General features: G+C 66.7%; 13 protein-coding genes. 6 read left to right on the top strand and 7 right to left on the bottom strand.

Translation table 11 applies throughout. From position 1 onward, the window contains the following. Positions 1–5: 5 nt before the first annotated feature. On the bottom strand, positions 6–1529 hold the full coding sequence (locus ACWKV7_RS22815) for a fumarate hydratase (protein WP_483859998.1): 1524 nt from the start codon (positions 1527–1529) through the stop codon (positions 6–8). A gap of 382 nt (positions 1530–1911) precedes the next feature. Between ACWKV7_RS22815 and ACWKV7_RS22810 the strand changes: the two genes are divergently transcribed. The 3 genes from ACWKV7_RS22810 (at position 1912) to ACWKV7_RS22800 (ending at position 4825) form a co-directional block, all read left to right on the top strand. Next, positions 1912–3039, top strand: a complete 1128-nt coding sequence (locus ACWKV7_RS22810; RefSeq protein ID WP_483859997.1) for a GGDEF domain-containing protein — start codon at positions 1912–1914, stop codon at positions 3037–3039. Next, on the top strand, positions 3032–3973 hold the full coding sequence (locus tag ACWKV7_RS22805; RefSeq protein ID WP_483859996.1) for an iron-sulfur-binding ferredoxin reductase: 942 nt from the start codon (positions 3032–3034) through the stop codon (positions 3971–3973). Before ACWKV7_RS22810 ends, ACWKV7_RS22805 begins: the two co-directional genes overlap by 8 nt. A 78-nt stretch (positions 3974–4051) precedes the next feature. Continuing rightward, complete coding sequence (locus ACWKV7_RS22800) at positions 4052–4825, top strand: enoyl-CoA hydratase-related protein (protein ID WP_483859995.1); 774 nt, start codon at positions 4052–4054, stop codon at positions 4823–4825. Between the two features lie 12 nt (positions 4826–4837). Here the strand turns inward: ACWKV7_RS22800 and pyk are convergent, their stop codons facing one another. The 5 genes from pyk to ACWKV7_RS22775 all read right to left on the bottom strand — a co-directional run bounded on the left by pyk (position 4838) and on the right by ACWKV7_RS22775 (position 9950). Further along, entirely contained in the window at positions 4838–6289 is a 1452-nt protein-coding gene (pyk, locus tag ACWKV7_RS22795; protein ID WP_483859994.1) for a pyruvate kinase, read from the bottom strand. Between the two features lie 44 nt (positions 6290–6333). Next, complete coding sequence (locus tag ACWKV7_RS22790) at positions 6334–7260, bottom strand: universal stress protein (protein WP_483859993.1); 927 nt, start codon at positions 7258–7260, stop codon at positions 6334–6336. 108 nt (positions 7261–7368) lie between these two features. Continuing rightward, the gene (locus tag ACWKV7_RS22785) at positions 7369–8169 is read right to left on the bottom strand and encodes a tetratricopeptide repeat protein (RefSeq protein WP_483859992.1); all 801 of its coding nucleotides are present in this window, start codon (positions 8167–8169) and stop codon (positions 7369–7371) included. An 86-nt stretch (positions 8170–8255) separates the two neighbouring features. After that, positions 8256–9209, bottom strand: a complete 954-nt coding sequence (locus ACWKV7_RS22780) for a hypothetical protein (RefSeq protein ID WP_483859991.1) — start codon at positions 9207–9209, stop codon at positions 8256–8258. A 138-nt stretch (positions 9210–9347) separates the two neighbouring features. Further along, complete coding sequence (locus tag ACWKV7_RS22775) at positions 9348–9950, bottom strand: TetR/AcrR family transcriptional regulator (RefSeq protein ID WP_483859990.1); 603 nt, start codon at positions 9948–9950, stop codon at positions 9348–9350. A 134-nt stretch (positions 9951–10084) separates the two neighbouring features. Here ACWKV7_RS22775 and ACWKV7_RS22770 point away from each other — a divergent pair, with 134 nt between their 5' ends. The 3 genes from ACWKV7_RS22770 to ACWKV7_RS22760 all read left to right on the top strand — a co-directional run bounded on the left by ACWKV7_RS22770 (position 10085) and on the right by ACWKV7_RS22760 (position 11386). Beyond that, the gene (locus tag ACWKV7_RS22770) at positions 10085–10459 is read left to right on the top strand and encodes a tetratricopeptide repeat protein (RefSeq protein WP_483859989.1); all 375 of its coding nucleotides are present in this window, start codon (positions 10085–10087) and stop codon (positions 10457–10459) included. A gap of 83 nt (positions 10460–10542) precedes the next feature. After that, positions 10543–10965: a DUF4124 domain-containing protein gene (locus tag ACWKV7_RS22765; protein ID WP_483859988.1), complete on the top strand. Its 423-nt coding sequence runs from the start codon at positions 10543–10545 to the stop codon at positions 10963–10965. Positions 10966–11026: 61 nt separating this feature from the next. Next, a complete protein-coding gene (locus ACWKV7_RS22760) occupies positions 11027–11386 on the top strand; it encodes a PilZ domain-containing protein (RefSeq protein ID WP_483859987.1) in 360 nt (119 codons plus the stop codon). A 172-nt stretch (positions 11387–11558) separates the two neighbouring features. Here ACWKV7_RS22760 and ACWKV7_RS22755 read toward each other — a convergent pair whose 3' ends face one another. Continuing rightward, positions 11559–12890: a DUF58 domain-containing protein gene (locus ACWKV7_RS22755; protein WP_483859986.1), complete on the bottom strand. Its 1332-nt coding sequence runs from the start codon at positions 12888–12890 to the stop codon at positions 11559–11561. Between the last annotated feature and the right edge of the window lie 24 nt (positions 12891–12914).

Below are 12914 nucleotides of genomic sequence, written 5' to 3'. Positions count from 1 at the left end.
TGGTCTTACTTAACTTCCACCGCGAGGTTCTCGGCGATTTTCTGCTGCCAGATCGCCGGGCCGGTGATGTGCACGGACTCGCCGTTGGTGTCGACCGCGACGGTGACCGGCATGTCTTTCACTTCGAACTCGTAGATGGCTTCCATGCCCAGTTCGGCGAAGGCCAGCACCTTGGATTTCTTGATCGCCTGGGCCACCAGGTAGGCGGCGCCGCCGACGGCCATCAGATACACGGCCTTGTTGTCCTTAATCGCCTCGATGGCGATCGGGCCGCGTTCGGACTTGCCGATCATGCCCAGCAGGCCGGTGCTTTCCAGGATCTGGCGGGTGAACTTGTCCATGCGGGTGGCAGTGGTCGGGCCAGCCGGTCCGACCACTTCGTCACCAACCGGATCGACCGGGCCGACGTAGTAGATGAAGCGGCCTTTGAGATCCACCGGCAGCTCTTCGCCCTTGTTCAGCATGTCGACCATGCGCTTGTGTGCGGCGTCGCGGCCGGTGAGCATCTTGCCGTTGAGCAGGATGGTCTCGCCCGGCTTCCAGCTCTGCACTTCTTCCGGAGTGATGCTGTCGAGGTTGACGCGGCGCGCGCTCGGGCCGGCTTCCCAGACGATGTCCGGGTAGGCGTCCAGGTCCGGTGCTTCCAGCGAGGCCGGGCCGGAGCCGTCGAGCACGAAGTGGGCGTGACGGGTGGCGGCGCAGTTGGGGATCATGCACACCGGCAGGCTGGCTGCGTGGGTCGGGTAGTCCATGATCTTGACGTCGAGCACGGTGGTCAGGCCGCCCAGGCCCTGGGCGCCGATGCCCAGCTGGTTGACCTTCTCGAACAGCTCCAGGCGCAGCTCTTCGATGCGGTTCTGCGGGCCGCGGGCCTGCAGTTCGTGGATGTCTATGTGCTCCATCAGCACTTCCTTGGCCATCACCGCGGCTTTCTCGGCGGTGCCGCCGATGCCGATGCCGAGCATGCCCGGCGGGCACCAGCCGGCGCCCATGGTCGGCACGGTCTTCAGTACCCAGTCGACGATGGAGTCGGACGGGTTGAGCATGGCCATCTTCGACTTGTTCTCGGAGCCGCCGCCCTTGGCCGCGACGTCCACTTCCACCTTGTCGCCGGGCACGATGGAGTAGTGGATCACCGCCGGGGTGTTGTCCTTGGTGTTCTTGCGGGCACCGGCCGGGTCGGCCAGGATCGAGGCGCGCAGCACGTTCTCCGGCAGGTTGTAGGCGCGCCGCACGCCCTCGTTGATCATGTCGTCGACGCTCATGGTGGCGCCGTCCCAGCGCACGTCCATGCCGACCTTGATGAACACGGTGACGATGCCGGTGTCCTGGCAGATCGGGCGGTGGCCGGTGGCGCACATGCGCGAGTTGATCAGGATCTGCGCCATGGAGTCCTTGGCGGCGGGGGACTCTTCCTTCAGGTAGGCCTCATGCATGGCCTGGATGAAGTCGACGGGATGGTAGTAGGAAATGAACTGCAAAGCGTCGGCGACACTCTGTATCAGATCGTCTTGCTTGATCACGGTCATGCGGGGCGCTCCTGAAACACGGGAACCATCTGCTTACGATCCGCGATGCTCGACCACGCTGTGCTCTCAGGCTTCTGGAATGTCATTTACGCCGCGTAAACTCGATTCTTCAGCCGCTTTGCCCAACGTGAGCTACGCTCGCACATTCGCCTACAGATTCTGGAGGAAGCACCGGACCACGATCCGGCGCAGGCTTTCACGGTGAAAACGGCGCGGCAGTATAACCCGCGAGCCGCCAGGCGCACAGCCGCAGGACCCGCGGCGACAGGCGGGCGCGACCCGGCGCGGGTGCCTCGGCGGCCTGCGCGGGGCGAAACATGGCCTAGGCATCGCCAGGTCACAGGGTTACAGTGGCGGCCAGGTGCCAGTAGGGAAGGAGCCCATGGGTACAGCGAGTCATAGGCTCAAACACAAGGCGTTGCAAAACCTGCTGCTGAGTCGCTTCGGCATGGCAGTGGCGACCTATGCCCTGGGTTTGATGTTGACCTGGGTGCTGGTGCTGTCGGGCCTGTACCAGGCTTCCCTGGTTACCGCGCTGGTCGGTTCGGTGCTGGTGGTGGCCAGCCAGGTGGGCTTCTTCCTGATGTTCCGCCACGGCCTGAACCTGCGGTTCCGCGACCCCAGCCTGACCGAGCCGCAGGTGCTGGTGGCGCTGATCTGGCACAGCTACCTGCTGTCGCACCTGGACACGGCGCGCGGCACCCTGCTGATGTTCTACGTGCTGATCCTGCTGTTCGGCGCCTTTCAATTGGCTCCCCGGGTATTCGCCCGCTGCTCCGCGTTCGCCTTCTTCTGCTTCGCCGGCCTCAATCTCTGGGAAGCCTACCGCATGCAGCTCGCCGAGCCTGAACTGGCGGTATTGCAGGTCGGCGTGCTCGGTATCGTGCTGATCTGGCTGAGCATGTTCGCCAGCTATATGCAGACCCTGCGCCAGCGTATGCGCAAACGCCGCTTCGCCCTGCAGGCCCACCAGGACACCCTGCGCGGCATGATGCGCCAGTTGGAAGACCTGGTGGCGACCGACGAACTGACCGGGCTGTTCAATCGCCGGCACTTCCTGCGCCTGGCCGGACGCGAGTTGGCCACCCTGGAGCCCGGCCGGCAACATGGCCTTGCGCTGATCGACCTCGATCACTTCAAGCGCATCAACGATGCCCATGGCCATGCCGCCGGCGACCGCGTGCTGCAAACCTTCGCCGCGGTGGCGCGGGCCTGCCTGCGTGACGGCGACGTGCTGGCCCGCTACGGCGGCGAGGAGTTTGTGCTGTTGCTGCCCAATACCGACGCCGACCAGTTCACCAACTGCTGCGAGCGCCTGCGCGAGGCCTTCGCCAGCGCCGAGCCGGTGGGGGTGAAGGTGAACGGGCTCAGCCTGTCGGCCGGCATGACCCTGCTGGTCCAGGGGGATGAGCTGGACGCTGCGTTGCAGCGGGCCGACCAGGCGCTGTATCGGGCCAAGCGCAGCGGTCGCAACCGTTGCGCCGCGGCCTGGGAGGGCGCGGGTGCCTGAACTGGCCGCTGGCGACCGGCATTGGCCGGTGGACCCCGACAGCAACCTGCTCGATGCCCTGCGTCGCGCCGGCATCGCCGTGCCCTACAGCTGCCGCGCTGGCAGTTGCCATGCCTGCCTGGTGCGCTGCGTGCAGGGCGAACCGGCCGATGCCCAGCCGCTGGCGCTAAGCGGCGAGCAGCGCGCCGAGGGCTGGCGACTGGCGTGCCAGTGCCGGGTGGTCGAGGACTTGCGGGTCGAGGTGTTCGATCCGCAGCGCGACGGCGAGCCGGCCAAGGTCCATGGCGTCGACTGGCCAGGACCCGAGGTGCTGCGTCTGCGGCTGTCGCCGCAGAGACCGCTGCGCTACCGGGCAGGCCAGCACCTGGTGCTGTGGAACGGCGCCGGCATTGCCCGGCCCTATTCCCTGGCCAGCCTGCCGGGCGAGGACCCCTGGCTGGAGTTCCATATCGACTGCCGGCAGAGCGGTGCCTTCAGCGACGCGGCGCGGCAGTTGCGACCGGGAAACGAACTGCGCCTGGGCGAGTTGCGCGGCGGCGCCCTGCACTACGACGCGGACTGGCAGGATCGACCGTTGCTGCTGCTCGCCGCCGGCACCGGCCTGGCGCCGCTGTGGGGCGTTCTGCGCGAGGCGCTGCGGCACGATCATCGAGGCCCCATTCGCCTCATTCACGTCGCCCATGACAGCAGCGGGCACTACCTCGCCGAGCCCCTGGCGGCGCTGGCCGGGGCGCATGCGCAGCTGCAGGTGGAGCTGCGCGTAGCGGCCGAGCTGCCGGCTGCTTTGGCCGAACTGCACCTTGTTTCGCGGCGAACCCTGGCCTTACTCTGCGGCCACCCAAGCAGTGTCGAATCCTTCGCGCGGCGGCTTTACCTGGCCGGTCTGCCGCGCTCGCAACTGCTGGCCGACGTCTTTCTGCCTCGCGTCGGTTGAATCCCGGTCTGCCCTGGGCGCGAGTCGACGACTTCAGCCCGTTCGAGGGCGTCGGTTGCCGCTATCAAGGAGCCTTTCATGAGCGATCACATTCTCGTCGAGCGCGAGCAGGGGCTGCTGACCCTGCGCCTGAACCGGGCGGACAAGCTGAACGCCCTGACCCGCGCGATGTACAGCCGCATGGCCGAGGTGCTGCGGGATGCGGACAGCGACCGCAGCGTGCGTGCGGTGCTGCTTACCGGCAGCAGCGAATGCTTCACCAGCGGCAACGACGTCGCCGATTTCCTCCAGGCGCCGCCGACCAGCCTGGACAGTCCGGTGTTCCACTTCATGCAGGCGCTGCTCGACATGAACAAGCCGGTGGTGGCCGCGGTCGCCGGCCCGGCAGTGGGCATCGGCACCACCTTGCTGCTGCATTGCGACCTGGTCTACGTCAGCCGCGACGCCAGGTTCAAGATGCCCTTCGTCAATCTCGGGCTCTGTCCGGAGTTCGGTTCCAGCCTGATCTTGCCGCGCCTGCTCGGCCAGGCGAAGGCCGCTGAACTGCTGTTGCTCGGCGAGTCCTTCAGCGGTGAGCAGGCGGCGGCCTGGGGCATCGCCAATGCCGCGCTGGAGAGCGGGGCTGCTGCCCAGGCCAAGGCCCATGAAATGGCCCTGCGGTTCCAGGAACTGGCGCCGTCTGCGGTGGAGGCCAGCAAGCGGCTGATGCGCGGGCCCGGACGCGAGGAGCTGCGTCGGGTGATCTGCGAAGAGGGCGAGCTGTTCGGTCAGCGCCTGCACGCGCCGGAGGCCCGCGAAGCGCTGAGCGCCTTCCTGCAGCGCCGCAAGCCGGACTTCACGCCGTTCTGCTGAGTGCCTGCCGGGTCATACCAGAGGATCGCCCACATGCAGGATCTTCAGCGTGTTGGTACCGCCGATGGCGTGGTAGCTGTCGCCCTTGGTCAGGATCACCCAGTCGCCGGGCTCCACCACGCCGCGCTGGAGCAGTTCGTCCACCGCCGCCTGGCTGACCTCGCCGGGCGGTAGCGCGGCGGGGTCGAAGGGCACCGTCTGCACGCCGCGGAACAGCGCCACCCGCGCCTGGGTTTCGCGGTGCGGCGAGAAGGCGAAAATCGGGATCGACGAACGAATGCGCGACATGATCAGCGGGGTATAGCCGCTCTCGGTCAGGCAGATGATCGCCTTCACCCCGGGAAAGTGGTTGGCGGTGTACATGGCGGCCAGGGCGATGCTCTCGTCGCAGCGCTCGAAGCTTTGCCCCAGGCGATGCCCGGAGCGTTTGCTGGTGGGGTGTTTCTCGGCACCGACGCAGACCCGCGCCATGGCCTTGACCGCTTCCACCGGGTACTGGCCGGCGGCGCTCTCGGCGGACAGCATCACCGCATCGGTGTAGTCGAGCACCGCGTTGGCCACGTCGGAGACTTCGGCGCGGGTCGGCATCGGGCTGCTGATCATCGACTCCATCATCTGCGTGGCGGTGATCACCACCTTGTTCAGCTGTCGGGCGCGCAAAATGATCTTCTTCTGAATGCCGACCAGCTCGGCGTCGCCGATTTCCACGCCCAGATCGCCGCGCGCCACCATCACGCCATCGCTGGCGCGGATCAGCCCGTCGAGGGTTTCGTCGTCGGCCACCGCTTCGGCGCGCTCGATCTTCGCCACCAGCCAGGCGGTGCCGCCGGCCTCGTCGCGCAGGCGGCGGGCCAGATCCATGTCGGCGGCGTCGCGGGGAAAGGACACGGCCAGATAGTCCAGGTCCATGTCGGCGGCCAGCTTGATATCGGCCTTGTCCTTCTCGGTCAGCGCCGGTGCGGTGAGGCCGCCGCCGCGGCGGTTGATGCCCTTGTGGTCGGACAGCGGCCCGCCGATCTCCACCCGGCATTCCAGCTCATCGGCATGCCGGGCCTCGACACGCATCACCACCCGGCCGTCGTCGAGCAGCAGTTCGTCCCCCACCGTGCAGTCCTTCACCAGGTCCGGGTAGTCGATGCCGACCACCTGCTGGTTGCCGGCATCGCGCGGGTGGCGCGTGGACAGGCGGAAGCGGTCGCCGATGTTCAGCTCGATGCGCTTGTTGACGAACCGGGCGATGCGGATCTTCGGGCCCTGCAGATCGCCGAGCAGGGCGACGAAGCGGCCATGCCGGGCAGCCAGTTCACGAACCAGCTTCGCGCGGGCACGGTGCTCGTCGGGGCTGCCGTGGGAGAAATTGAGGCGGGCGACGTCCAGCCCGGCCAGGATCAGCTTCTCCAGCACCTCCGGCGAGCTGCTGGCGGGACCGAGGGTGGCGACGATCTTGCTGCGACGCGGAATCATGCGGGGCTCCTCAGGAAGAATGGCCCGGGCGGCGGTGCCAGGGCTCAGGGCTGCAAGGCCGTGCCGGAAGCATTGGGCTTGAGCACCAGCAGGTCGCACTCGACGGCCTCCAGCACCCGCTCGGCGGTGTTGCCGATCAGGGCGTTGTCCAGATGGCCTCGGGCGATGGCACCCATCAGCAGCAGGTCGATGCCCTGTTCGCTGACGAAACGGGGAATCACTTCCTCGGCGAAGCCCTCCAGCAGGTGGGTACTAGGCAGTGGGATCGGATATTGGCTGAGCAGTTCCTCGAACGCGGCGCGATGCTGCTCGGCACAGTGCTTGGCGTACTGCTCGTAGTCGGTCACCAGCTCGGCGTCGAACACCAGGGTGCGCGGCAGCGGGGCGAAGCTGTGCAGGTACTGGTCGTCCATGCCGAGCGTGCCGGCCAGCTCGCGCGCGGCGGTGATCAACTGGTGGTCGAGCGCGGCCGGCTTGTCGGCGCTGTGCAGCGGGTCGAGTGCCGCGCACAACCGGCGGCCCTGCCACTCGCCGTGGTGCACCAGCCAGAGCGGCGTCTGGCAGTGACGCAGCAGGTGCCAGCAGGTGTTGGTCAGGAACAGGCGCTTGAGCAGGCCATGGTTGCGTGCCGACTTGAACACCAGGTCGGGCTTTAGCTCCTCGGCCCGGGCCAGGATGACCTTGTGCCAGGGCTTGCCCCAGCGCACCTCCAGGTGCACGTCGAGCCCCTCGCTGCGCAGCGGTTCGGCCAGTGCCTCCAGCCACTGGCGGCGCTGGTCGAGCAGGGCCGTGCGGGCCTTGTCCGGGGTGAAGCCTTGCAGCAGCAGGCCGCCATCGAGGGCCGAGTGATATTCGCAAAGCAGCAACTCGAGCGCTGCACCGGTCTGCCGGGCCAGCCAGGCGGCGCGTTGCAGGGCGGGCTGTCTGTCCTGGGTGGGGTCGATCACCACCAGTAGCTGGCGCAGGTTCATAGCGGCATTCCTCGGCTGGGTCGTCGGCTGTATTGCACCTCAAGCGCGCGCCGCGACGCTTGATCTGCATCAGCCTAGCCGATTCCGTCGCCCTGGACGGGCAGCGTCTCAGACGCCGCCTTGGTTCAGTGCCTGGTCGAGGTGCTGCGAAGCCTTGGTCGCCAGTGTGCTTTCCGGGAACTGCACCAGCAGGCGGCGGAAGTAGCCGATGGCCTTGTCGCGGTTGGCCTGGGGGTTGTCCGGCGCCTGGTACATCAGGCCGAGCTGGTACAGCGCCTTCTCCTTGATGTCGCGGGATACGGCAGGATCGGCCAGGGCCAGCAGGTATAGCTCCTCGGCCTCATCGACCCGCCCCTTGAGCACGGCACGGCGCGACAGCAGGGTCAGGTCCTGATCCAGGCTCGGCTTGTAGAGGTCGATATTGCGGCTTGGCTTCCAGTGGGCCAACAGCTCGCGGGAGGTCTTCTGCACCGGGTCGTCGGCCCGTCGGCGAATCGCCTGGATGCGCGTTTCGGCGCGGCTCGCGGCTCGACTGGCGGGGAACTCGTTGAGCACCTGGTAGAGGTAGTTGAGCGCCTTGCTGTCATCGCGTTCGTCGTTGTAGCGGTTCATGTACAGCAGGCCGATCTGGTAGAGGGCAATGGCGCGCACCTCGTCGCTCAGCTGTTCGTCGCGGTAGCCGCTGAGGTAGAGCGCTTCGGCCTTGGCGCTCTGGGCGTCGCGAATGGCCATGGCTGTGTAGGTCAGCAGGTCGCCTTCTTCCTTGATGGCGGCGGTCATGCGGTTGTGCTTCAGCTCCTTGTACTCGACCACTTCCTGGGTGGTGATCTGGGCGATGAACAAGGGCGTGGTCGGCGAGCAGCCACCAAGCAGGGCGAGGAGTAGCAGGCTGAAACGGGCGCGGCGCATGGGCTTTCCTGGCGGGACGGCGAAGGCGGCAGTCTAGCAGCGCGCCCGCCGCGCCTGGACGGGGCGGGCGCAGAACCCAACGGAGGTTATGCTTGCACGGTCCGCGGTGCCCGCAGGCCCGGCGCGGCCCCGAGCAGCAGCGGCGTGAGCAGCGTGGCGAACGGTCGCCCAGGTCGCAGCAAGGCGAACCAGGCCAGCAGCAGCGCCAGGGGCAGGCCCAGCAGGTAACTGAGTGCATGCCGGCCCAACTGCTCCGGCGCATAGAAGCCGTCATGCCAGACGACCGCCCCGATGCCGAGCAACTGGCCGATGGCGCCGACGGACAGCGCCGCCAGTGCCGCACAGCCGAAGCCGACGACGAAGACGCCGGCGAGGTAGCTGGCGAAAGCGCTGCCCAGCCGTGGCGCGGGGCGCCCGGTCGCGGCGGCGTCGCCGTGCAACCAGCGATTGAATAGGAAGATGAACGGCGGAATCAGCCACAGGCCATCGGTCAGCAGGGTGGTGATCACACTGGCGCCACCGGCGGGATGGCTGAAGGTCAGGCCGAAACGCTGCAGCGCATCCAGCACGCCGCTGGTGGTCCCGGCACCGGGCGTCCAGGCAGGGCTGCCGGGCAGCAGGTCGCGGTCGTAGAGGAAGCGGTCATAGCCCAGCCCATCCCAGCCATACAGCAGGATGAAGAACATGCCGAAGTAGCCGGCGATCCAGTTCAGTTGGGCGGCATAAACCTGCCCGCCGCGCATCAGCCGCTGGCCGACCCAGAAGCCGAGCAGGCCCTGGGTGATGTTGCTGATGCCGAATGCCAGCACCAGCCAGATCGGCAACTCGCCGAAGCTGCCGGCAGCCTGCATGGTTTCCCAACTTGGGTGGCGCAGCAGCAGGAGCTGGCCGGTGGGCGCCCAGAACAGCGCGAGAAACAGAATCGTATGGGCCCAGAAGGCCGTTTCGAACGGCTTGTCGCGCCGCGCCAACTGGCGGCCGCAGGCCACCGCCAGGCTGGCGCCCCAGCCGTATGCCCAGAACACATCTACCTGAACCATGATCGGTCTCCCTGAGAGTTAGAAGAGTCTGCAAGCCATGCCCCGAGAGACGAGACGACGCCCGCCATAGAAGAATGACATGTCATTCCGTTTTTGAGGGCGATAAAAGCCGGTCAGGGCCGGCTTCCAGTCTTTCGATCAGGCGGCGACGCCGCGCAGCATCATCGGCACGCCTTGCTCGGCCCATTGCCGGGCCATGGGCTCCGGATCGGCGCTGAAGCAGACTTCGCGGATGCCCTCGATGATCACTGCATTGATGGCCCGGGCGGCGATGGTGCTGTCCTGGGCGCGCAGGAAGCCTTTGCGCTGGCCATTCAGCAAATATTGCTGGGTGATCTGGGCGAAGGCCGACATGGCGACCTGGAATTGCCGCTGCAACTCCGAATCCACGCCGGGCGCCTCGAACAGCAGGATACGCCCGAGGCGCGCATCGGCGGCGAATACCGCGAACAGTCGGTGGGCGATGCGCAGCAATTGGGCTTCGTATTCGGCGAGGCTGTCGCAGGTCGGCGGCTCGTCGCGCAGCACCTCGGCAAGCGCCTGGGTGATCTGCGCCAGCAGGGCGTCGAAGATCGCCCGCTTGTTGGTGAAGTAGCGGTAGAAGGTGCCATGGCCGATGCCCAGCAGACGGGCGATGTCGGCGATGCCGGCGGCGTGGTAGCCCTTGTCGGCGAAGACCTGCAGGGCGGCTTCGAGAATTTCCTGGCGGCGCTGTTCGGCGCGCTCGTTGCGCTTGGACATCGGTTGCTGACTTCCTCCGCCCGCCGATCGGGCAGGGGCGATTGTGCCTGGCTTTGCCGGCGCGTGCAGCCGTCGCGCCGGTACTGAAGAATGTGCCCGGGCTGTCGATACAGAGGGCAACGGAGGAGATACCCATGCGCATCCTGATCGTCCTGGCACTGGCGGCGAGCGCCGCCGGCTGCACCCGCCTGTCCCTGGATCACCATCTGAACAACGCCTACCGCTTCTATGACGAGGGCAACTGCGAGCGCGTGATGCTCGAACTGTCCCAGGCCGAACGCAAGAGTCGCTCGCGGCCGTACTTGCAGCCGGAGATCTCGCTGTTGCGCGGCCAGTGCCTGGAACGGCAGAACCTGTTCGTCGACGCGGCGCAGACCTACCAGTTCATCCTCAGCCGCTATCCCCACAGCGAATATGCCTACCGCGCCCGCGCCAGGCTGGAAACCTTGCGCCAACTGGGGCACCATTCGCCGGTCGAGCAAGCTGGCACGAAGCCGGCAGCGCCCTAGCTCGCTACTGACCGCCGGTCGCCGACGGTTTTTATGGCAGCTTGCCAGCGCTAAGCTGAAGTGCCCGACCAGGGAGGAAATCCATGCGTCGCCTGCTGTTCTGCCTGTTGCTCCTGTCGTCATTGGCGAATGCGGAAATCTACCGCTGGACCGATGCGCAAGGCCGGGTACACTTCGGTCAGCAGCCGCCTGCCGGCGCCGAGCAGGTCGAGGTCAAGCCGCAGGTGATCGAGCAGGACGAGGCCACCCGCCAGCGGCTGGAGCGCACCGAGCGCTTCTACGACGCGCGTCAGGAGGAGCGAGCGCAAGCCGCCTCCGAGTCGGCCGCCCGCGAGGCCAAGCAGGAGCAAGCATGTAGTCGGTTGCGCCAGCAGTTGGCGCAGCTGGAACAGGGAGGCCGTTTCTTCCGCACGGACGCCCAGGGCGAGATGGTGTATTACAGCGACGAAGAAATCGCTGCCGCCCGCCAGGAATTGACCAGCCTATTGGCCACGCATTGCGGTTAGGGCTGGTCTCAATGCAGTAGTGCGACCATACTCCAATGGTCTTCTATAGCGATCTGCCATTATGCGTACCCAGCGCCGCATCGAACGTCACCAACTGCCGTACTACCTGAAGGTGTTCAACCGCTTCACCGATAAGCCGATGGGCTATATCGGCAACATTTCCCTGGATGGGCTCATGCTCATCAGCCAACTGCCGATGCTGGTGGGCGCGCGTTTCGACATGCGCCTGAAGATTCCAGGGCAGGATGGCCTGATGCACAACATCGATTTCTACGGCACCTGCCAGTGGAGCAAGGAGGATGTCACTCCCGGCACCTTCGATTCCGGCTTTTCCCTGGTTGCGCCGCCAATCGAGTATGTCGAACTGGTGGAGGCCTTGCGTTACTATTTCACCTTTCGTCCCCTCGCCGCATCGGCATAGGGGAAGGCTCTGAGTCTCGGCCAGGAAGGCCGGCCGCGGTTGAGGAGCGCATCGACGATGACCGACGGACCGTGCGGTATCCGGTCTGTCGGCCTTCAGGTTTGCCTCCGATTCGACGAGTGATCAGGCCGCTCTCACGGCGTCGTCTTCCCCAGCCGCGTTCAACGGGCTGTCAGAGCACGCCTGCTTTCTTCCACGCCAAATAACGCCCTACCAACTCCGGCCCCAGCTCGCTCGGACGCACATCGAGCACCGGCACGTCGTGGGCGGCCAGGCGTTCGTGCAGGCCGGAGCGGGCATTGAGGTAATCGACCGTGCCGCAGTAGGCCAACGCATCCTCGTAGTTCTGCACCGGGTTCTGGCGCAGGCGGTCGAGCACCTCCTCGCGCAGGCTGGCGACCAGCACGCGATGCTGGCGACCCAGGCGCTTTACCGCGCCAAGCAACTCTTCGTCGTCTTCATCGCGCAGGTTGGTCAGCAGCACCACCAGCGCGCGCCGACGTTGACGGGCGAGCAGGTTGTCGGCGGCGGCGGCATAGTCCGCCGGGCGCTGGGTGCTGGCCAGGTCGTAGACACCATTGAGCAGCACGCTCAGCTGCGCCGGCCCTTTGACCGGTGCGATGAAACGCGGCTGGTCGCCGGCGAACGTCGCCAGGCCGACCGCATCGCCCTGGCGCAACGCCACGTAGCTGAGCAGCAGGCAGGCGTTGAGGGCGTGGTCGAAATGCGCGAGGTCGCCGTCGTGGCTGCGCATGCGCCGGCCGCAATCGAGCAGGAAGACGATCTGCTGGTCGCGTTCGTCCTGGTATTCGCGGGCGATGGGGGTACGCTTGCGGGCGGTGGCCTTCCAGTCGATCTGGCGCAGGGTGTCGCCATCGCGAAAATCTCGCAGTTGATGGAATTCCAGTCCCAGCCCTCGGCGCGGGCGCTGGCGCACACCGAGTTGGCTGAGCCAGTCGTCTACCGCCATCAGCTGCGCGCCGTAGAGACGGGCGAAGTCCGGGTATACGCGGGTTTCCCCCGCTAGCGGCAGGTAGCGCCGTCCGCGCCACAGGCGCAGCGGGCTGGGCAGCACCACTTCGCATTGGGGAAAGTGGAAGTGTCCGCGCACCAAAGGACGCACCCGGTAGCCGAACTGGGTCTGTTCGCCAGGGTGCAGCTCGATGCGCAGCGGCAGGTGCTCGAACTCCATGGCCTCGGGCACATGGTCGAACACTTCCAGCTGCAGCGACTGCCGATAGCCGTGGTGTGCCACCAGCTGCACTTCGCTCCAGCGACCCAGGGGCAGATTGCCCGGCAGCTCGCGCTCCAGCCTGGGCGAGGGCAGGCTGCGCAGCCACAGGGCGTCTGCCGCGGCAACCAGAGCCAGCGCCAGCAGCAAGCCCCACCACAGCGGTTGCAGGCTGGCCGGCAGCTTGATGCCCAGGGCCGGCAGCGCGCCGAGCAGAATCGCCAGAGCCAGCAGCCCGCCAAGCAGCGACAGCAGTACGCGAGACGGCTTCATGGCTGCTCCCGGCTCGATGCGCGA

The organism is Zestomonas ipomoeae, assembly GCF_057128665.1.
This window is presented reverse-complemented; position numbering and strand designations above follow the sequence as displayed.